Origin of the sequence: Catenibacterium faecis (assembly GCF_014306455.1) — a bacterium.
Classification (GTDB): Bacteria; Bacillota_I; Bacilli_A; order Erysipelotrichales; family Coprobacillaceae; genus Catenibacterium; species Catenibacterium mitsuoka_A.
In genome coordinates this window covers 1-21,492 of sequence record NZ_JACRWG010000027.1, presented here as the reverse complement: position 1 = coordinate 21,492, position 21,492 = coordinate 1, and the positions used below count along the sequence as shown (strand labels likewise).

22 protein-coding genes are annotated in these 21,492 nt (G+C 33.4%); 6 read left to right on the top strand and 16 right to left on the bottom strand.

Annotated elements, in window-relative coordinates; translation table 11 throughout:
* Positions 1-78: 78 nt before the first annotated feature.
* A complete protein-coding gene (locus tag H8909_RS07360; RefSeq protein WP_187012359.1) occupies positions 79-999 on the top strand; it encodes a nucleotidyltransferase family protein in 921 nt (306 codons plus the stop codon).
* Positions 1,000-1,022: 23 nt separating this feature from the next.
* Here the strand turns inward: H8909_RS07360 and H8909_RS07355 are convergent, their stop codons facing one another.
* Genes H8909_RS07355 through H8909_RS07345 form a run of 3 tightly spaced genes read right to left on the bottom strand, consistent with a single transcriptional unit; the run spans position 1,023 to position 2,933 of the window.
* Complete coding sequence (locus H8909_RS07355; RefSeq protein ID WP_187012358.1) at positions 1,023-2,063, bottom strand: bacteriophage abortive infection AbiH family protein; 1,041 nt, start codon at positions 2,061-2,063, stop codon at positions 1,023-1,025.
* 2 nt (positions 2,064-2,065) lie between these two features.
* Complete coding sequence (locus H8909_RS07350) at positions 2,066-2,572, bottom strand: hypothetical protein (RefSeq protein ID WP_187012357.1); 507 nt, start codon at positions 2,570-2,572, stop codon at positions 2,066-2,068.
* Positions 2,573-2,624: 52 nt separating this feature from the next.
* The gene (locus H8909_RS07345) at positions 2,625-2,933 is read right to left on the bottom strand and encodes a PTS sugar transporter subunit IIB (protein ID WP_022425378.1); all 309 of its coding nucleotides are present in this window, start codon (positions 2,931-2,933) and stop codon (positions 2,625-2,627) included.
* Positions 2,934-3,109: 176 nt separating this feature from the next.
* Here H8909_RS07345 and H8909_RS07340 point away from each other — a divergent pair, with 176 nt between their 5' ends.
* Positions 3,110-3,850 (top strand): MurR/RpiR family transcriptional regulator, encoded by a 741-nt coding sequence (locus tag H8909_RS07340; RefSeq protein WP_187012356.1) that lies wholly within the window; start codon positions 3,110-3,112, stop codon positions 3,848-3,850.
* Positions 3,851-3,972: 122 nt separating this feature from the next.
* Positions 3,973-5,400 (top strand): 6-phospho-beta-glucosidase, encoded by a 1,428-nt coding sequence (locus H8909_RS07335; RefSeq protein WP_187012355.1) that lies wholly within the window; start codon positions 3,973-3,975, stop codon positions 5,398-5,400.
* Between the two features lie 570 nt (positions 5,401-5,970).
* Here H8909_RS07335 and H8909_RS07330 read toward each other — a convergent pair.
* The 5 genes from H8909_RS07330 to H8909_RS07310 are packed head-to-tail and all read right to left on the bottom strand — an operon-like array spanning position 5,971 to position 10,857.
* On the bottom strand, positions 5,971-6,621 hold the full coding sequence (locus tag H8909_RS07330) for a DUF6198 family protein (RefSeq protein ID WP_187012354.1): 651 nt from the start codon (positions 6,619-6,621) through the stop codon (positions 5,971-5,973).
* On the bottom strand, positions 6,621-7,454 hold the full coding sequence (locus tag H8909_RS07325; protein WP_117458599.1) for a hypothetical protein: 834 nt from the start codon (positions 7,452-7,454) through the stop codon (positions 6,621-6,623). Before H8909_RS07325 ends, H8909_RS07330 begins: the two co-directional genes overlap by 1 nt.
* Positions 7,441-8,775: a patatin-like phospholipase family protein gene (locus H8909_RS07320; RefSeq protein WP_117458600.1), complete on the bottom strand. Its 1,335-nt coding sequence runs from the start codon at positions 8,773-8,775 to the stop codon at positions 7,441-7,443. Before H8909_RS07320 ends, H8909_RS07325 begins: the two co-directional genes overlap by 14 nt.
* The gene (gene malQ / locus H8909_RS07315) at positions 8,772-10,214 is read right to left on the bottom strand and encodes a 4-alpha-glucanotransferase (RefSeq protein ID WP_187012353.1); all 1,443 of its coding nucleotides are present in this window, start codon (positions 10,212-10,214) and stop codon (positions 8,772-8,774) included. Before malQ ends, H8909_RS07320 begins: the two co-directional genes overlap by 4 nt.
* 1 nt (position 10,215) lies before the next feature.
* Positions 10,216-10,857 (bottom strand): lactate utilization protein, encoded by a 642-nt coding sequence (locus H8909_RS07310; RefSeq protein ID WP_117458602.1) that lies wholly within the window; start codon positions 10,855-10,857, stop codon positions 10,216-10,218.
* A 71-nt stretch (positions 10,858-10,928) separates the two neighbouring features.
* On the opposite strand from H8909_RS07310, the gene H8909_RS07305 reads away from it, so the two are divergent.
* Both H8909_RS07305 and H8909_RS07300 read left to right on the top strand, forming a co-directional pair.
* A complete protein-coding gene (locus tag H8909_RS07305) occupies positions 10,929-11,453 on the top strand; it encodes a cysteine hydrolase family protein (RefSeq protein ID WP_055234124.1) in 525 nt (174 codons plus the stop codon).
* A 119-nt stretch (positions 11,454-11,572) separates the two neighbouring features.
* Positions 11,573-12,637 carry a branched-chain amino acid aminotransferase gene (locus H8909_RS07300; protein ID WP_006507057.1) on the top strand — a complete coding sequence of 355 codons (1,065 nt, stop codon included), beginning with the start codon at positions 11,573-11,575 and terminating at the stop codon, positions 12,635-12,637.
* Positions 12,638-13,460: 823 nt separating this feature from the next.
* Here H8909_RS07300 and H8909_RS07295 read toward each other — a convergent pair.
* From H8909_RS07295 to H8909_RS07285, 3 genes are all read right to left on the bottom strand, one after another.
* Entirely contained in the window at positions 13,461-14,792 is a 1,332-nt protein-coding gene (locus tag H8909_RS07295; RefSeq protein ID WP_187012352.1) for a citrate synthase, read from the bottom strand.
* A 159-nt stretch (positions 14,793-14,951) separates the two neighbouring features.
* Positions 14,952-15,728: an HAD-IIB family hydrolase gene (locus tag H8909_RS07290; protein WP_187012351.1), complete on the bottom strand. Its 777-nt coding sequence runs from the start codon at positions 15,726-15,728 to the stop codon at positions 14,952-14,954.
* Positions 15,721-18,063, bottom strand: a complete 2,343-nt coding sequence (locus H8909_RS07285) for an HAD-IC family P-type ATPase (RefSeq protein WP_187012350.1) — start codon at positions 18,061-18,063, stop codon at positions 15,721-15,723. Before H8909_RS07285 ends, H8909_RS07290 begins: the two co-directional genes overlap by 8 nt.
* A 667-nt stretch (positions 18,064-18,730) precedes the next feature.
* Between H8909_RS07285 and H8909_RS07280 the strand changes: the two genes are divergently transcribed.
* On the top strand, positions 18,731-18,925 hold the full coding sequence (locus H8909_RS07280) for a hypothetical protein (RefSeq protein ID WP_006507052.1): 195 nt from the start codon (positions 18,731-18,733) through the stop codon (positions 18,923-18,925).
* Positions 18,926-19,033: 108 nt separating this feature from the next.
* Here the strand turns inward: H8909_RS07280 and H8909_RS07275 are convergent, their stop codons facing one another.
* From H8909_RS07275 to H8909_RS07255, 5 genes are all read right to left on the bottom strand, one after another.
* Positions 19,034-19,249, bottom strand: coding sequence for an SH3 domain-containing protein (locus H8909_RS07275; RefSeq protein ID WP_187012349.1), 216 nt, complete (start codon positions 19,247-19,249; stop codon positions 19,034-19,036).
* Between the two features lie 344 nt (positions 19,250-19,593).
* Complete coding sequence (locus H8909_RS07270; protein ID WP_187012348.1) at positions 19,594-20,037, bottom strand: major capsid protein; 444 nt, start codon at positions 20,035-20,037, stop codon at positions 19,594-19,596.
* Between the two features lie 15 nt (positions 20,038-20,052).
* Positions 20,053-20,670 carry a phage scaffolding protein gene (locus tag H8909_RS07265; RefSeq protein ID WP_187012347.1) on the bottom strand — a complete coding sequence of 206 codons (618 nt, stop codon included), beginning with the start codon at positions 20,668-20,670 and terminating at the stop codon, positions 20,053-20,055.
* 129 nt (positions 20,671-20,799) lie between these two features.
* Positions 20,800-21,012 carry a hypothetical protein gene (locus H8909_RS07260; RefSeq protein WP_187012346.1) on the bottom strand — a complete coding sequence of 71 codons (213 nt, stop codon included), beginning with the start codon at positions 21,010-21,012 and terminating at the stop codon, positions 20,800-20,802.
* A 61-nt stretch (positions 21,013-21,073) separates the two neighbouring features.
* Positions 21,074-21,370, bottom strand: a complete 297-nt coding sequence (locus tag H8909_RS07255; protein ID WP_187012345.1) for a hypothetical protein — start codon at positions 21,368-21,370, stop codon at positions 21,074-21,076.
* Positions 21,371-21,492: the final 122 nt, after the last annotated feature.

Sequence of the window (21,492 nt, the reverse complement as noted above, 5' to 3'; positions counted from 1 at the left end):
TTCGAATATAAATAGTGTATTATGGCGTTGGTAAAAATGATTGAATACTTTTACTAGAGGTAAAAGTGGAGGTATCTAATGAAAACAAGTTTAGTTATTATGGCTGCTGGTATTGGTTCACGTTTTGGTGGAGGAATCAAGCAGTTAGAACCAGTTGGACCTAATGGTGAAATTATTATGGATTATTCAATCCATGATGCAATTGCCGCTGGTTTCAACAAAATTATCTTTATTATCCGTAAGGATATTGAAGAAGACTTCAGAGAAGTTATTGGGAATCGTATTGAAGAAGTCGCTAAGAAGTATGATGTAGAAATTGCTTATGCATTCCAGGATTTAAAGGCATTACCAGAAGGTATTGAATGTCCTGAAGGACGTACTAAGCCTTGGGGTACTGGACAGGCAGTTCTTGCTTGTGATGGTTTAATTAATGAACCATTCGCAGTTATTAATGCAGATGACTATTATGGTAAGGAAGCATTTGTACAGATCCATGATTTCTTATTAGACTATACACCTGAAAAGCCAAATCATCTTGCAATGGCAGGATTTATCTTAAAGAATACTTTAAGTGATAATGGTGGTGTAACAAGAGGTATCTGTGCAGTGAATAAAGAAGGATACTTAACTGATGTAGAAGAAACTAAGAATATTGAAAAGACTTCTACTGGTGCACGTGTAGGAGACAGAGAAATTGATCCTAACGTAAATGTATCTATGAACTTCTGGGGATTAACTCCTGAATTCGTAAATACTTTAAAAGAAGGTTTTGTAGAATTCTTTGAAAACATCAAGGATCCACTAAAGGATGAATATTTATTACCTATCTATATTGGTGAACTTCTAAGAGAAAACAAATTAAGTGTTAAGGTATTAGAAGTACAGGATTCATGGTTTGGTGTAACATATAAAGAAGATGCACCTGTTGTAAAAGCTTCTTTTAAAGAATTAATTGACAACAACGTATATTCAACTGATTTATTCAACGATATTAAATAAGACTCCTAATTGGAGTCTTTTTTCTATACCTTCTTGAAATGTATTGTGATATGAGAACCATAGGCACGTTCAATCAGTTCATCCTCTCCTATGACCTTTACAAGATTCTTAATCTGATTTTTCAAATCTGATTTATGAATATAGAAGATGGTTGTATGTGCATGACGAGCAAGAATAAGCTGTCTCAATATATCTTTATCAGTGACATCTAGAGAATGTCCAAAGATATAGATATTCAAGCGTTCTTCCTGGGATTGTTTCAACCATGTAAGATAACGGCATCCTGTACGTTTAAAAATACGCTGATAGAACTTCTTGAATTCAATATATTCATTATCCTGATCCTTACGTTCTCCTGTGAGGTATTCATCTATTCCTAAAACTAGATCACATGTTTCTATATCATGTTCAATATTTGCTTTGCCATGAATATAATCATACTCTACTTCTGAATTACCATAGAGACGTTCATATGTATTTGTATAATTGAAGCTTAATACTTTATCTATATTCAATACTTGTAGTTTTTCTACATATTTTGGAGTGTCTAGGTGGTTCACAAATGCATCTAGATATATTTCCAGACACCTAGTTAGACGTAAGAGATCATGAGTAAGAATATTTCTTAATTCTTTAATAGGTCCCATAGAGGAAAAAGAACAACGATCTCCCCAGAAATCAAGAAGAGATGTGCCTAAATACTCATTGACTCTTGCGACCTTCTGCCCTGATTTAAACTGCGTATCACATTCAACTCTGATTTCATCAAGCTTTTGAATGACTTCAGACATCTCTTTTTCAAAATCCTTCCAGCCCTCTCCTATTGTTTCTTTTTCTAGATGAATAAGCCAAAGATTATCTTTAATAAGAGATTCTAGTTCATTGGATAATTCTGGAGAAAGATGAAGAATAAAATCTATCATACGTGAATCATAATCTAGACGAGATATATCATTCTTTTCTAACGACATACGAAATAACGTAGTAAAATCAATAAAATCCTTATAGGTTGTTGGCAAACCATGTAGTAAATCAAAGCCATTTCCTAATACAAGAAGATTCATACTTAATCCTCCTTCACTGCTTCACTTGAAAGTATTTTTAATGTTTTGAAATCATTTTTAATTCCCATCGCATATAATAAAGGCGTTTCTTCTTTATCCATCGTATACATTTCCTGCATATAGGGTTTTTCCATGAAGGTATCTAATAGGGTTTTAATTTCATCAATACATTCATGATTGATTATATTTTTATCAAATGTCGCTGTCATAAAGTTATTTTTATAGTTAATAGAAATAGAGAGGAGATAATCATATGCTACTGTCACAAAATCATCTGGTACTGAAAAGAAACTGATTCTTTCTAGTTCATTATTTGATAGATAGTTATGTAATATTTTTCCTCTCTTATATTTCTTCAACTGACCAGTATTCTTATATGTGATACTTACACCATAATAAGATATTTTCAAATCACATAAAGCATAGATATTTTCTATTTCATCAATAAATACATCATCCACAAACTTATGTAAAGCCCCTCTATTGGTAATAGATATTGTTTCCATCATGCTCACCTCTATTACCATTATAAAACAAAAAAATCCGCAAATGCGGATTTCATTACTTATTTGCTTCAATTAGATCCATAGCCTGCTTTAATACTGCAGCGCCATCCATACGACCATATGAACGCATATCAATTAACTGTGCAGGAGTTGGTGCTACTTCCTTCTTAACAGTTGCTTCAAGATATCTTACCTGTGGGCCAAGTAATACAACATCGGCTTTAGCGCCGTTTGCTTTTGCTTCATTCGCACCGACTGCCCAGATATTTGCTTCAATACCTTGTTTTTCTGCTTCTTTCTTCATTTTTTCAACAAGTAAGCTTGTAGACATACCTGCAGCACAACATAACATAATGTTTACCATATATATTGCCTCCTCAATAACCTTGTCACTATTATAATACTGTAACCGTTACCTTTAAAGTGTTTTTTATTCACCAAAATCATTTTTTATACTTACTGATAATGCTTCACTGTCCCCCTGCTTATAGTCACTCAAGATAATTTGTGATAAACTAATGTATGAATGGAGTTGATACAATGATTATAGATAAAGTAAACGATTATTTAAATAATCATTCTTCAAGTACAACTTTGCTTGAGTTATGCTTCTATATTAAAAAGAATATCCATAGAATTCCTAATCTAAGTATTGATGACATTTCAAAAGAATCTTTAATTTCAAAAGGCCAAGTATCAAAATGCATAAGAAAATTAGATTATGAAAACTATGAAGAATTTAAAAATGCGTGTATTCAATATTTAGATTTAATCTCAAAAAGAAAAAAATTCTTAAACCCTCATCAAAGTTTTGAAACAAATGTGATGCATTTTACTAAAGATTTCATTCAAAATATCCAATATATGATCAATCATATTAATTTGAAGTCAATTCAAAAACTTGTACAAGATATCAAGCAGGCAAATAAAGTATATTTATATGCACACGGTGATGTCAGATCTGTTTGTTATAATATCCAAAGAGAACTTCAGATATATGATATTCAAACAATTATCTGTGATGCTGATTTTAACAAGAATTATCATTTTCTAGATAATGATATCTTAATTGTACTAAGTACAAATGGGCATTCTTTCCATTATAATAAGCGTGTCATTAAACGCATAAAAGAATCTCATGTTGATCAATGGCTTATTACATGTAATGAAAGTATCACATTATGTCAAAAACAAATAATCGTTCCCCTGCTCGATGAAAAATACAGTGAATATATCATTAAGTACATGATAGATATTCTATTACTAGAATTACAAAACTAGTTTCCAAAATGGAAACTTTTTTGCTTTTTTCAATCTCATCTTCTATTCTATGGACAGAAAGCCAAATAACATGGAGATAGCTATGATTGTTTGTGTCAAAATAAATAGAGGAGGAACTTAATATGGGATTTAAAGAAGGATTCTTGTGGGGAGGTGCCACTGCTGCCAATCAGGTTGAAGGTGGCATATTTGAAGATGGCCGTGGTTTAGCCAATGTAGATTTAATGCCTCACGGAACAGATCGTTATGCGATTGGGACTGGAGAAAAATGGATAGACCGAATTGATGATCATTATTTTCCAAGTCATCAAGCCGTTGATTTTTACCATCACTATAAGGAAGATATTGCTTTAATGGGAGAAATGGGATTTAAAACTTTTAGATTATCTATCGCCTGGACAAGAATTTTCCCTCTTGGTGATGAGTTGGAACCTAACGAAAAAGGACTATTGTTTTATGAAAATATTTTTAAAGAATGTAAAAAATATGGGATTGAACCATTAGTCACAATTAATCATTTTGATTGCCCAATGCATTTAATTCATAAATTTGGTGGCTGGCGTAATAGAGAAATGATTGATTGTTTTGTCAAATTAGCTAAAGTATTGTTTGAAAGATATAATGGTTTAGTTAAATACTGGCTTACTTTTAATGAAATCAATATGATTCTTCATTTCCCATTTGTAGCAGCAGGGTTAAGATTTAAAGAAGGTGAAAATAGAACACAAGCTATGATTACCTGCGCACATCATGAATTAGTTGCAAGTGCTCTAGTTACAAAATTAGCTCATGAGATAAATCCTGAAAATATGATAGGTTGTATGCTTGCTGCGGGTTCTTATTATCCTGAAACATGTAATCCTGAAGATTATTGGAAATCAATTTGTGATGATAGAGAAAGTTATATGTTTATTGATGTGCAGTCACGAGGCTATTACCCAAACTATGCCTTAAAATGGATTGAAAAAAGAAATGCAGAAATACCATTTGCAGAGAATGATGTAAATATTTTAAAGGAGAATACAGTAGATTTTATTAGCTTCTCATATTACTCATCTCGTGTTTCTAGTGCTAATCCTGACAAGGGAAAACAAACAGAAAGCAATATTTTTGCTTCAGTTGTTAATCCATATTTAGATACAAGTGATTGGGGATGGCAAATTGATCCCTTGGGATTAAGAATCACTATGAACGAAATTTATGATCGTTATCAAAAGCCATTGTTTATTGTTGAAAATGGTTTAGGGGCCAAAGACAAGATTGAAGAAGATGGTTCTATTCAAGATGACTATCGTATTGAATACTTAAATAAACATATTCAAGCAATGAAAGATGCAGTGAATGAAGATGGTGTTGATTTAATGGGATATACAACTTGGGGATGTATAGATCTTATTTCTAACGGAACGGGTGAAATGGAAAAGAGATATGGCTTCATTTATGTTGATAGAGATAATGATGGTCACGGTACTTTTAAACGCATAAAGAAAAAATCTTTTGATTGGTATAAAAAAGTCATTGCAACTAACGGTGAAGACTTAGATAATTAATCATAATAGAGTAGACGAGAAATAGTATCAATTCTAAGATTAATCAATATTACTGCGTCTCCCATTCCACCGTATGTAACAAGTCTCGTATACGGCGCTACATTTACGTGATAATTTCAAACTAACTTTGATAGTAATTAAGGGGATTGACCAAGCCAGGTCTATCCCCTATTCTTTTACCCAAAATTTAGGATTAATAGTGAACTACCTCGACTTAATACTCCGTATTTGAAGTCAAGGCTTCTAGGATGCTTACGCATCCGTTTAAGAAGATTGACCACCTATTGCTAGGCAATCCTTATTCTTATTGTGTGTCTACTTCGCCTCTACTGTATAGAATATTTACATCCACAACGCTACTTTTACGCATGATATTTAATGCGCCATTTACATCTACCTAAGGTATGATACGTATTTCCTTCACTTCAACCTTTATGGTATCGGCTTGTAGTTCACTGCGCTTGGCGATAATTACCTGTGATCGGACTATCTGCGACTGAATTAGTGCCCTGCTCAGTACAAAAAAAGGCAGATATGCATAGATGAGCATATTTGCCTATAAAGTCTTCTTTATTCAACAAATTCTATTTCTGTGACAGAAGAGTAGAGTTTAGAAATACTTGTTTCAAGCAAAGCAATAACGCGACCTGTAAAAATCATAGAAATCACGGTTCCTAGACCAATACCCAAAATACCACCTGTAAAGACAAAGCCAATAATAAGAGATATTACAATGGAAATCCCATCAAAGAGATTCTTACCAAACCCAAATCCCTTATGACACTTTTCTCCAATAACACTTGCTAAGCCATCTGCAGGATTAGGTACTATTTTCATACCTACAGTGAGTGATGCACCAATACCCGTAATTGCAATTGCAAGAATAAGCATAACTATACGAGCTGGAAAGCGAGAAGCGACGGGAATAACTCCATCAAATAATTGAATAAAAAAGCTTGTGACAAGACTGGCTGGAATCTGTAAGAATTGAAAATAATCAAACTTCTTACCTAGTAAAATCCATTGAATAATGACAAGTAAAACATAATAGATAAAAGTCATTACACCAATAGGAATATGAGTGAGATAGGCGATATTATAGGCTACAGAGATGATGGGTGACACACCTAATTGTGTCTTTGTATTGAGATCAATACCACAGCCTAAAATTAATAATCCAAGAAGATAAATTCCAATTCTTTTATAATTCAGTTCCGTCATTATTTAACTCCCTTTGAAAAACCATGCATGCTTGTCATCTGCTTCTGTAATTCTAGATCATCTCTCTTGATCCATTCAGCCACTGCATCATCCTTAGATGTATGAACGGATAAAACATGCACAGTATCATGATTTTTTTCATTTTCAATATAATACTTATGGAAAATATTTTCTACAAATTTTTTAATATCTTCTTCTGATTGATAATGAAGATCACGATAATCGAAGGTAGAGTATTCTCTTTTTGTTTGTATACGACAATGTTTGACTTCTGATACAATCCAATAAATTCCTCTGTTTTGAATCTTCTTAGAAATATGACTGATTTCAATAGACATAGGGTCCTGTTTTTCCTTACATTCTAAAATAGATTCATCTAGAGTACGATATAAAACATAAGTGTTCTCATAATCACCTTTAGACGTTTTAAAGCCATCACGAATCATTCCTAAACTCTTAAAGCCTACTGCATCTAAAACTGTCTTTAATGTTTTAGTGACTGTATTTAATTGCATAATTGCATATCCAGCTTTAAATGCTTGTTCTAAAGAGTCCTTAATCAGACTATCTAGTTCTTTCTTATAGTCAGCTTTAATTGCATAAGAACAAGTTGCAATATGCTTACAATGTCCGGTTCCCAAAGATTTAATCAAATACGCACCTACTAATAGATGATCATCAAGCATCACACCACAATATGATGCTGATTCAATAAAATCATCAAGAACAGGTGTGTCTTCTTCAAGATAAAGTCCTGTTTCAATCACTTCATTAAAAAGAGAAACAACTTCTTTTATATCTTCTTTCTGGCATTTCCTTTTAATGATGTTCATTTGATCCACCTCCCATTAATATATAAATCAATGAAGCCATCATTAATTCCTTTCTACAGAACGTATAATACGACTTCATATCCATTGCTTCCTTGTATTTCATTTGATGTAGAAAGAATCCCACAATCGATTCTCTATTGAGATGATTTTGTAAGAAAGATAGATTCACCTTTGTCAGACTTAGTTCCTGAGGGAAATAATCCTTCTCCATATATTTCTCAAATGCATTACGAATCATATTTTTGTATTCTTCAAACGCATAAACCTTTAAATCATCAAAACCCATTAATTCTCCAATAAAATCTAAAGTAATATATGTATAATCTTTGAGATTTAAGATCATTTGATGATTGGCTTCTAATAATAAAGATGTCAGTTCTGAAGAATTACTATTAAAGAATCCTCTCATTTCTTTTTCCATCATCAATAATTGTTTATAGTAATCATGAAATACTGTCTGATTTGAAGGAAGAAAAGTATACTGATTGCCTTCATAATTTCCAAATAACTTATAAGCCATTAAGTAGCCCAAACGCTTATTTCTTTCTAGTGCATCCTTATTAAAGTCCATAAAACCACCTAAATCAACTGGTGGACATGAATAAAGAATAGAAGGACGATTGATATATTGTGGATGAACTGGAATAAGATGCATATCCACTACGACTATTTCATCAGCTCCCATATCTAAAGCAAGATCAATAGGAAGGTTATCACTAAATCCCCCATCAATATACTTATTACCATTTATTTCTGTCATTGGAAAGACTGGAAAACAGGCACTACTTGCAAGTAAATAGTCAAGCATATGACCTCTTTCCATTTCTGATTTAGTCTTATAACATGCTTTCATGCTTGGAAACTGCACTGTACATATACCAAAATCAATAGGTGAAGATAATAAGCGTTCTTCATCCATAAGTCCACGGCAGTGTTCTACAAAAGGGGTATTATCAGCCCCTTTGTTTTTGAAATAGTATTTCAAAAAAGATTGTGCAAGAGATGTCTGCTGCGCAATGGATTCTTTAAGTTCTGACAAGTTACTTCCCTCTTCCTTATTAAATAAAGAAGTTGTCATAAAGTCATCTTTTAAATCAGTCAAATCAGGTGCATTATTAAAGACATGATCCATATCTAATATATTCCATGTATACTCTAATCCTTCATAGTCTCCCATAGCAACTAATGCACCATTGAGCGCGCCAATAGAAGTTCCTGTCACAATATCAAAATGTTGGTTTAATTCTTTTGCAGCAAGTAAGAAACCAGCTTCATAGGCTCCTTTAGATCCTCCACCACTTAATACAATGGCTCTTTTCATAGAGTTTCATCTCGATTCGTATCATGAATGATTTTCTTCATGAATTTCATTTCTTTATTGAATTCTGTAAAGCGTGACATCTTCCATTCCCAGTTAGGAGATCCAATAGTACCTGGAGTATTAAAGCGTGATGTTTCTGGTTCTCCTAAAAGATCCCATACTGGAATAATGACAGATTCAGCAGGTAAATCCATACAATAATGAATCATCTGACGATGTAATTTACGTTCCTTATAACCATCTAATAAGAGTTCTACATCCTTTAAGCTATCTTTATCAAGATTATCATACCATCCCATTAATGTATCATTATCATGTGTACCGCTATAAACAACAACCTTATCAAAATCAAATTCATCTTTGTAATGGAACTGGAAGATATACATTCCCTTGAAATTATAATGATCTCTTAGTTCATACACTTCATCTCTTAATAAGCCTAAATCTTCTGCAAGAATATGTGTATCTGGATATTCTTCAAATAATTTGTCAAATAGTGCATAGCCTGGTGCTTCTACCCATTCCCCTACTACTGCAGTTGGTTCTGATGCTGGAATCTTCCAATAAGTATCAAATCCACGGAAATGATCAATACGTACTTCATCATAAAGCTTATTCGCACTATGAATTCTATCAATCCAAAACTTGAAATTTGTCTTTTCTAGATGATTCCAGTCATAGATAGGGTTACCCCATCTTTGTCCAAATTCACTAAAATAATCAGGTGGTACACCTGCTACAAATGAAGGTGTGCCATCTTCTTCTAATAAGAAGTCTTCCTGATCTAACCAGCAATCAGCACTATCTAATCCTACATAGATAGGCATATCCCCTATAATCATAATACCCTGATCATTCGCATATTTCTTTAATGCATACCATTGTTTGAAGAAATAATACTGTAAAAACTCCTGATAATTGATTTCTTTCTCAAAAGGTAATAGTTCAAAAGATTGATGTTTAGGGAACTCCTTATATTCCTCATGCCACTCTGTCCATGGCTTTCCCTCATTTGTTAATTTAAAAGTACGAAATAATGCATAACCCTCAACCCATTTATTGTCTTTTATAAACTGTTTAAAATCATCATTAAATTCAAATCTTTTATATGCGAGTCTTAATAAGTCTTCTTTATGTGTACGTACAGCTTCATATTCCACTGTTTCAGCCTGTTTATTAAATGTTTTTAATTCATCTTTTTCAAGTAATCCATCATTAACTAAATCTTCTAAATCAATATAAAGTTCATCACCCGCATAAGATGAATATGGCTGATAAGGTGAATTCCCATATGCTAAAGGATTAAGTGGTAAGATCTGCCAGATCTTTACATCTGATTTCTTTAGCTGATCTACAAATGTATATGCGTTCTTTCCAAAATCTCCTACACCATAAGATGATGGTAGTGCAGAGATAGGACATAGTATTCCTGCCTTCATATTAATAACCTAACTCCTGTCTCATAATAATTACATGGATTCTATCCTTGTTTCCCTGGTGTGCAAGTTTGACATAAGATGCACAAATTCTTTGATCTGACATGCAATTGACACACTTACCAGCAACAGCACATCCTGTTTGACGGTGTAATCTAATCGCATTTGCCGGTGCTGACACGTTTTTAATATGGTCAATAGCTTCTTCTTCTGATTCAAAGATCTTATTGACACCTGCAACGACATAAACATCCTTAGGCCCATAGATCATTGCAGCCACTCTATTACCATTGCCATCAATATTATATAAACAGCCATCTGTTGTCATTGCATTGGTACTCGTTAAATAAATATCCGCATTAAATGCTTCATGATGTATTGCGTTGATTTCTTCTTTAGTTAATCCTTTAGCATAACGATCAAGGAACTTCACATCACTTGCACGCACTAAATCTAATACATGCATTTCATCAAGTGACATAGAACCACCTACTGCCACTACCTTTTGGTCCTTGAAAATTGTCTTAAAATAATCATGAAGTTCTTCTTCTGTATTAAATACATTACAAGTCATGTTATTTCTTTCTAATGCTTTCTTTAATCTTTCAATTTTTAAATCATACATACCCAATAAATTCTTATCCATAAAAACACCTCTCTGTGCTCTATTATAACATATCAAAGTGCGTTATAATAAATAAAAAAGGAGGTTTAACCATGAGCAAGAAACTACTCGTTGTTGTAGATTATCAGAATGATTTTGTGGATGGTGCACTTGGATTTGAAAAAGCAACCAAGATTGCCCCTTATATCATTTCATTAGTAAAGAAATATGAAGAAGAAGGTGAAGATGTCTGGTTTACTAAAGATACACACTTTAATAACTATCTAGAGACACAGGAAGGTAAGAATTTACCTGTACCTCATTGTATCTCACAGACAAAAGGACATGAACTTTACGGAGAATTACAGTCTTTAAGTAGAAATCATACAGTGATTGAAAAAAATACTTTCCCATCTTTAATGCTTGCGAACTTATTAAAAGATACAGCTTACGAAGAAGTAAGAGTAGTAGGAGTAGTGACTGATATTTGTGTGATTTCTAATTGTATTATGATTAAGAGTGCGCTTCCTGAAGCTTTAATTGAAGTAGATACAAAAGGATGTGCTTCTTTTGATGAAAACCTAGAAAAAGCAGCTCTTACAGTATTAGAAAAGAGTTTGCAGGTTAAAGTGATTTAGTGTTATTTTTCTGTTTTCCATAAATAATATAAATTGTTTTGTATTATTTCCTCATTTTGTATTGCATCTAGCAAATGATAGTACTATAATGAGAACAATTCTAAAGGGGGATTTTAATAATGGAAATCAAAGTAGAAAGAGCAAAGACTCTTAAAGAAAAGCCAGATCAGTCAAATCTTGGCTTCGGTAAATATTTTACAGATCATATGTTTGTATATGATTGGGATTCTGAAAAAGGATGGCATGATGCACGTATTGTACCATATGCTCCAATTCAGATGGATCCAGCTACAATGGTCCTTCACTATGCACAGGAAACTTTTGAAGGCTTAAAGGCTTATCGTGATCCAGAAGGAAATGTTCAGTTATTCCGTCCAGAAATGAATGCGAAACGTATGAGAAACTCAAACAAACGTTTATGTATGGCTGAATTACCAGAAGAAGACTTCGTAGAAGCTGTAGAAACTCTTGTTAAGTATGAACAGGATTGGATTCCTACTGCACCTGAAACTTCTTTATATATTCGTCCATTCATGTTTGCGACTGAACCAGGTGTTGGTGTTCATCCAGCAAATAAATATAAATTCGTTATTATCTTAACACCAGTTGGAAACTATTATCCTGAAGGTGTTGCACCAGTTAAGATTTGGATTGAAGATGAATTTGTAAGAGCTGTTAAGGGTGGTACTGGTTTCACTAAATGTGGTGGTAACTATGCTGGTTCACTTGCTGCTCAGGTAAAAGCTGAAGAACATGGTTATACTCAGGTATTATGGCTAGATGGTCAGGAAAGAAAGTATGTTGAAGAAGTTGGTTCTATGAACATCATGTTCTTAATCAACGATACAGTAGTGACTGCACCTCTTGAAGGTTCAGTACTTCCAGGTGTTACAAGAGATTCTATGCTTACAATTCTTCGTGACTGGGGCTATAAAGTAGAAGAGCGTCATCTAAGTGTTGATGAATTAATGGAAGCAGGACGTACTGGTGCTTTAAAAGAAGCTTGGGGTACAGGTACTGCAGCAGTTATTTCTCCAGTTGGTGAATTATGTTATAAGGGTGAAGAAGTTCTTATCAATGACTTCAAGACTGGTGAATTAACTCAGAAATTATATGATACTTTAACAGGTATCCAATGGGGTAAACTTCCAGATAAGTTCAACTGGATTCATAAAGTAAAATAATCAAAAAGCGCTTCGGCGCTTTTTTTTGTGCTTATAATTAAGTAGTCTAGAATGAAAGAGAGTATAAGATATATAAAATTGACAGGAGAATGCACGATTAGAGTCCATCAAGGAAAAACAGAACTATGACAATAAGATGACCAAAAAAATAGTGCGTAAGCACAACAATAGAATCAAAGACTACAGCACACATTGTGATTAATTACTGTCTTGATAATGATATAGGAACACTTATCGTGGGCTATAATGAAACACTTCAGAAGTATTCCAATATAGGTAAAAGTAATATGATATCCCCTATAAGATACTTCAAGATAAGCTTGAATATCTCTGTAAATCAAATGGCATCATACTTGCAATATAGGAAGAATCGTACACCTCAAAGGCCAGCTTTTGGGATAAGACCATTTCAGTAGAAAGAGAATAAATCGTGGACAGTATAGAATTGCTGATGAGAATGTACTAAATGCAGATATAAATGGTTTTGGATACAAGTATCCTATACGATAGAGGCGAAGTAGACATGCAATAACAATAAGGATCAACTAGCATTAGGTGAAGATTTAAATACTAAGCAACTAAAAACTCCGACTTAATTTTAAAATTAAGCCGGAGTGGTCTATTTGCTGTGTTTTCCAATAATAAATACAGCAGCTCCAATAATTATGATTAAAGAACCACATATTGTCAATAAATAGGAAACAACCATATATTTCTCCTTGAGAGGACAACTTCCTTATAAAGATAGTAACATTTATTGGTTCAAAAGTGTAGTGTTTTTATTGAAAACAAAAGAAAAAATGCGATTTTAGTCGCACTTTTCCTATCTATCTTCGATATTTTTATATTCTTTAAGTTCTCCCACAAATTTAGTGGCAGGTCTAACAATTCGTCCACTATAAAGCTTAGATTCAATATTATGAGCAACCCATCCAACTGTTCTACCAATTACAAAGAGTAATGTATAAAGATCTTCAGGAATGCCAAGCATATCATAAACTAAACCACTATAGAAATCGACGTTTGTACAGACATGAATACCTTTTCGCTTATAGATTTCCTCAATCGCAATAGCTGAGAATTTTCTATAAAATTCATATTCATCATGTCTAAATTTCTCATATGATAATTCTTCACATTGTTTTGCTAGGATTTCACTACGTGGATCACTTAATGTATATACAGCATGTCCAATACCATAAATAAGTCCTGTATGGTCATTAAAGTCCCCATCTAAGATGTCCTGGACTATTTGTCTAATACGAAGTTCTGAAGCTTGTATACCAATTTCGTTAATAACAAGTTCCATCTGCTTTTTAACCGCTAAGTTGGCCCCACCATGTTTTGGACCCTTCAATGAACCAATGGCCCCTGAAATAGCTGAATAGATATCTGTACCAGTAGAAGATATAACAACATTTGTGAATGTAGAGTTGTTACCTCCACCATGATCAGCATGAAGAATAAGTGCAGTATTAAGTACTTCTGCTTCCTTATTAGAGAAAGTACCATCTCTTCTTAATAAATATAAAATCTGTTCAGCAATAGAATAATCATAATTCTGATGATGAATAATCATAGATCCTTTATCAAAGTGGTGTACCTTTGATTGATATGTATAGCTGACAATAACAGGAATCTTCGCAATCAAATCAATTCCCTTATATAATGTTTCTAATACACCTACATTATCTGGATCATCATCATAGCTATAAAGCATCAATACTTCTCTTTGTAGCTTATTCATGAGATTCTTCTCTGGATAGCCTAGAATATTCAATTCTAGGTATCTTTCAGGCAAGGTGTAATGATCGCTAATCGTCTTCTTAAAGTGCTCCAATTCCTCTCTATTTGGTAAATAACCAAATAGAATTAAGAAGCAGACTTCTTCATATAAGAAACGACGACCTTTTCCATTCTCGACAATATCCTTTACATTGATACCACGATAATACAATGTACCATAGTCATCAACTTTTTCACCATCAACCTTCTTATACCCCACTACATCTGATATATTTGTCAAACCAACTAATACACCAGTACCATCTTCATTACGTAAGCCTTTCTTTACAGAATACTTCTTATAAAGTTCACCAGGAATAGCTGTTTCATCCAATGATTTCTTAAAACAATCCTTTATATTCTGATCCATATCACCAACTCCTTTTTTGAAGGTTGAATCTATTCTATCACATTATCTTTAGATTGTATACAAGTATTCTTATTAATATTTGAACTTTATTTAGTTGTTTTATAATTATCCACACTGCTATTTGTCTTATATATAAAAAAAGAAGGATTACTCCTTCTCTTAATCAATCCATCCAAAATGACGACATGCATACTCTATACCATCGTCTGTAGAATCTTTAGTAACAAAATCTGCTTTTTTCTTTAAGTCTTCTACACCATTACCCATCGCAATAGATGTCCATTCCTTCTTGAACATAACAAGATCATTCTCACCATCTCCAAAAACTACAACATCCTTAATATCAGCCTTTAAGTATTCCATCATCTTGATAATGCCTTTTTCTTTTGCATCATGCTGATAAGTAAGATAAGGTGATACAAAGCGGATATGCCCCACTGTATCTCTTAAAGTAAGTTCTTCTTCTTTGTCTTCTGGAATCGCAATATAAATCTTATAGATATCCTTCAAATCATCATAGTTTAATGACTTATCAAGAATATAACGAGTTGGTTCCTGTCTTTCTCCTACCTGTTCAATAAAGTGTTCATCCTTCATCACTACATCAATACTATCATTAACAGCAACTAATATTCCAAAGCCTTTTTCATCTGCTTCATGAATTAGAGCTAAAGCCTTTTCTCTATCTAATGGACTATTAGTAACAAGTTCATCATTATAAATAAGTGCTGCCCCACCATTAGAAACAAGATTATGAATACCAAGCATCTTAGCAGTATCTTTTGTTTTATAATAAGCACGTCCTGTCGCAATTGCGACAAAATGTCCTTTATCCTGTAATTTTTTAATTGTTTCTAATGCACTCGGTACCGGAATACCTGTTTGTATATCTGTCAAAGTGCCATCAATATCAAAGAAAAAATATTTTTTATCCATGCTTCTCCCTCTTCCAACGTCTATATTCAGTTATGTTATCTAATGCTTTTGTGATAAGTGCGACTAAATAATAAGCAACAACACATTCAAAAGCTACTACTATAATAACACGTAAGTCCGTAATAGGATACATATAAAAATAGGTTGGAATTGCATAAAGGCAACCAATAGTAAGCAGGATGTTTAAACCAATATTAAACTTTCTTAAAAAATTGAGTGGTTTAGAAACCTTAAATAATACAATAAAGCTAATAAATATAGTCGCTAAGAAACTATATGTAGAAAAGTATTTCGCATTTAAGAAGAACATCCATTTTAATAAGAAATTAAACAGTACAAGCACTACAACACTTAAAGCACATGGAAGTGCTGTATGAATCACATGTGTTAAGAAGCCCTTAGAACTCATTGTTGTATCGTGTTCAAGAGTAATAATGAATGATGGTAATCCAATTGCCATACCACTTACTAAAGAGAGCTGGAAAGGCGTAAATGGATAAGTTAAGCAGAAGAATCCAAAGATCAGACTAAGAATTGTAGAATAAATAGTCTTAGTTAGATATAGTGAGCTGACCTTTTCAATATTCGCAATGATGACACGACCTTCGTTTACAATTTCCTTCATTGAACTGAAGTTAGAATCTAATAATACAATATGTGCTGCCTGCTTAGCCGCATCTGCTCCATTGGCCATCGCGATACCACAATCTGCATCTTTAATTGCAAGGACATCATTGACACCATCACCCACCATACCAACAACATGACCATTTTCTTGGAAAGCTTTGATAATCAATTGTTTCTGTTCTGGTTTAACACGTCCAAAGACACATGTTTCTCCTAATACTTGTTTCATTTCTTCTACAGTATCAGGGAGAGTCGAAGCATCCATATAATTATTTGCGTTATCAAGCCCTGCAAGAGTGCATACACGAGAAACTGTAAGAGGGTTATCTCCTGAAAGGACTTTAATAGAAACACCCTGAGATTTGAAATAATCAAATGTATCATGTGCATCTTCTTTAATGATATCACTAATAGTAATAAGACAAACTGGAGTAAGAGAATGATAATGTCCCTCTTCTAAATAATCTGCTTCTCCTAACAGTAATACACGTAATCCAAATTCAGAGTAACCACTGACCTGATCTAAGATTTCTTTATTATCAGTCAAGAATTCAGGAGCACCTAATACAAAAGAACGATTATCATCAAAAGTTATTGCTCGATATTTACGTTCTGAAGAAAATGGTACTTCTGATTTCTTATGATATTTATCATTTTTAGTGAAGTAATTCATTAAAGCTTTCTGAGTTGGGTTGATATCATCTACTAAGAAAGCAAATGAACCCATAATATCGCAAATCATCTCACGCGTATATTGATTACTAATAGGAACAATATGTTTAACTTTAAGTTCACCTGTTGTGATAGTTCCTGTCTTATCAAGACATAGTACATCTACTCTGCTTAATGCTTCAATAGATTCCATCTGTTGAACAAGAGCTTTCTTTTTTGCAAGACGACCAACACCTAATACAAAAGATAAAGAAGTAAGAAGGACAAGTCCTTCAGGGATCATACCTATAACACCACCTACTGTTTTAACTAATGCGGTATTAAAGTCATTTGGCATGGCCTTATATTGTGCTCTAAAGAGTAATAGACCGACTGGCACAATAATAATACTCATAACCTTAATAATCTTCTCAATAGAATCTCTCATCTCACTAGACGCAAGATTCTTATGTTTTGCTTGGTTCACTAGCTTTGTAGAATAGTTTGCATTCCCTACACGGATTACTTTTGCATAACCACTTCCTGCCACAACGAAGGTTCCTGCATAGATTTCATCGTTCTCCTTCTTTTTAACAGGTACTGATTCCCCAGTCAAAAGAGATTCATTGATTTCTAATGCATGATTTTCTACAACCTTACAGTCTGTGCCAATCTGATTGCCAGCTGTCAAGAAAATAATATCATCCATAACAAGTTCTTCTACAGGAACATCAATCAGCTGACCATTACGAAGTGTTTTAACTTTTTCTACTGTAACAACACTTAGCTTATCAATAGTTTTCTTAACCTTGAACTCCTGAATGATACCTAATATTGTATTAGCTACCATAACTCCAATAAAAGTTAAGTTCTGCAGCTGTCCTGAAATCACAATCAAAACAGCTAAAAATATATTTAGAAAGTTGAAATATGTAAGAGTATGTTGTCTCACAATTTCCTTTTTAGTTTTAGAAATAGACTGACCTGTATAGTTCACCTGTCCTTGTTCTATTCTTTCTTGTACCTCTTGTTGTGAGAGGCCTTTTAATTCATTCATATCCACCACTCCTCATCTATTGCACTATCTTAACAAAGAAAAGTGTATTATTTGTGTACTTTCACCTTAATTTTTTCTTAAATAATAGATATAATTAACTTATCTTCCAATGAAAGGGGTTATATTTATTATGAAACATTTATATACGATGTAAAATTGGCTTGTTTCCTAGACTTTTTACCCCTTGTTACTGATTTGTTACTAGTTTAGTACATTCTTTGTGGCGCATCATATATTTATAACGCTCCTTTTAGTATTAGAAACATCGAAATTAAAACGCAAAAAACTATCATTGCTTACTGATATTTTTTATATAAAATTATCATAAATGTATCAATGCGCAATGACATATGTATAATTTTATGATATCCTCTAATAAAAAAAGGAGGTAAGGAAAGTGGAAAAGAAGTTAAAAAAATGCTTCGAATATTGGACCTATTCGAAGCGCTAGTGATTAGAGTAATTTCCTTAATCGGTTGGATTTTGATTCTAATCAAACTATTTAACTAAGTAGGTTGAGAGGCTTGTCCTCTCTTCCTATCACTATTATAAAACCACTTTTCAAAGAAAACAATGGAAAAATTAATTTTAAAAGCTATCGAATTGATTGGACTTATTGCCGTATTACTATTCTTGATTTCAAAATTATTCTAAGGAGGATCAAATCATGTCAACTGAAGCACAGAAGAAAGCTAGCGCAAACTATGCTAAGAAGATGACGAAATGTGTCAATCTTGCATTCAATAAAAAAACAGATGCAGACATTCTAGAAAAACTTGATCATGTCGAATCTAAAATGGGTTACATTAAAAAACTTATAAGAGATGATATTGAGAAAGCAAAAAAGGACCAGAGCAATTAAGCCCTGGTCTTTTCTTATGAATATAAATTGTTGTGTAGTCGAGATCTAATAGAAATTAAGTCGTGTTTATTCAACATCTTTATGAATAAACTCATGATAAAACTTAAATTAGACTTTTTTCAAATATCTTTTAGCAACCCAACCACTTGGAATCTTTGCCCAATCCCCATCGAATCTAAAAACTGTAACACGAGTTCCGTAATCAATACATCCGTCCTTATCGTAATCGTGAGTCTTGGCATCCTTAGTTAATTCGTTGTGTGTCTTGACTCTGTATTTCATTCCTGGTCCTGTGTGTACCTTTAAGTCACTAGCAGCAATCATATAAGTACCTAAAGCACTAGAAACATTACTCTGCGGTTTAGGTGTAGGAGTTTCAACAGCTGTGTCTCCTGAAGCAGTTACAACGTCACCTAAATCAATTAATCTTACTTTATTTTCTCCGATTGTAGTAACAACACAGCCGAAAGTTTCTTCACTTTCTGACTTATATCTTATACTCTAGCGACAGTCTAAATTTTAGACTTCATATCTTCATTTACAAATAAAGCATCTGCGCCTGTTCTATTAATTCATTTGATTAATGCTTCACAGAATGCACTGGCATTTGCTTCTAACTTAGCCATTGTTGATAAGTCATAGTAAGCACCTGTGTTAAATTCTGTTGTCTAACCAACTAAGAACTTGTCTAAGCCATCAAAAGTTTCAGAGTTTGTTGCTGAATCTCCATTGATCATAGCATTGTGGAATGTTCCAATTGCTGAGATGACCTTTTCATCAATTTGGTATGCCATGTTATCGTACATGCCTTCTGCATCCTTAATAACACGGTCAATTTCAAAAGAACCACCGAATACCTTTAAGTTAACGGCTTTCTGTTCTAATTTTGCTTCACTAGAAGCATATTCAGTATTTAAAGCACGGAATGCAGTGTTAGAAGGTAATTTAGTCTGTACATATCCGTATGTTAATGTAGAGCCTCCACTTGGTGAGACCGCATTGTCAAATGGTAATAATTCTAATACTTCAGAATGTCTGATAAAAGAGTCGACTACCTGTTCAGCGACTTTGTCATGCATTCCAACTTTCATGTCTTTTAATAAAATTGGCATATATTAATCCTCTCTTTATTCTTTATTTTCATATCTGTTTCTGATTGCTCCTGTCAAAGTGGCTGGTTCAGGAGTATCGTCGGGTTTTCCACCCGGTAAGTGATTCTCATCGAAATTCTTAGATGCTTCTGCTTCGAACTGATTAGGATAAATAGTCTTTAGGTTCTTCAACTTGTCATCAATGCCTTTTAACTTGCCGTTTTCATCAAGCTCGGCTTTAAAATCACTGTCATTACCTAATTTGAATAGTAAATAATCAATGTCGTCAGCCTTGGCACCAGCTGAAAGAAGTTCAATCTTTAATGCTGACTCTGTCTTTGCTTTTTTAAGTTCTTCCTGCTGATCTCTGATAGTTGTCTCAAATTCTGCAATCTTAGTGGCCATATCTTCACCTTTTCCAGCCGATTCTTTTAGATCATCAATAAGCTTCTGAGCGTCCGTTAAATCAGTTTCTTTCTGATTTAATAATTTCTCAAGATCCGTATATTTGTTTTTATCAACGTATTTACCACTTGCTAGATTTGCAATCTTAATCTGTTTATCCTTATTCGCTTCATTGCCGTTATATGCATTTACTGCATTAGCCACCTGTTCAAATAACTCAGTGCCTAGAATATCCTTAAGAAAATCCATGTAATACCTCTCTCCGCTTCGTTTTTAAATCTAGTGTCTTCTAGTGCGGTCGCAGTTTTAACATCATGCTGGATGAATTTTTAAACCTTTTAAATGCCATGTCCAGGGCAAAATAAAAAGAGCCTACGTCTAGCCTCTGTTTCTATTTCTGTTTAATACATTGTTTTTATTCTTGTATTGCGGTGGATCATGAGAAAGTTCTACAGTCTCATAGAACTCATGACCGCATATCATGCACTCATAGTGCGTTTTTCTGATTGCACAGCCTCTGTTTTTATCGAAGTATCTTCTTGATTCTACTTCAAAATAACAGTGCCTGTGTGGTCGCAGTCCTTCAGACATTAAATGCCTCCTTTCAGGGTAAAATAAAAACGGTTCCTCAGAACCGTTAAATATCTTTTTTTTACTTTCTCTTGCCTTTTTTCATTCGTTCAATGAGTGCTTTTCGACGATTAGAACCTTTGCGAAGAAGCATCACCCTATCTTTGTATCTACTGTTGAAATCGTTTTTGTAATAATCAATCCCTGTTAAAGGGTCTTCAATAAAGTCTTTACTTACTGACTCATTTTCTTTTAAAATGCCATATTTATGAAGTTGGCCATCTATAAACTTTTCCGTGTCTCGCCTCATTTCTTCAGTCATTTCAAATTCTCCGGTTATCGTTGCTTTTAAAATACCTTTTTCAAGTTCCTCATTCATAGATTGTTAAACCGCAAACTCTACCCATAATATAAACTAATAAAACCGCAAATTAAATTAATAAACAGGTGGAAAATGTGCCTTTTATGACGGCATAATCTTCCACCTGTTTTTGTGATCTG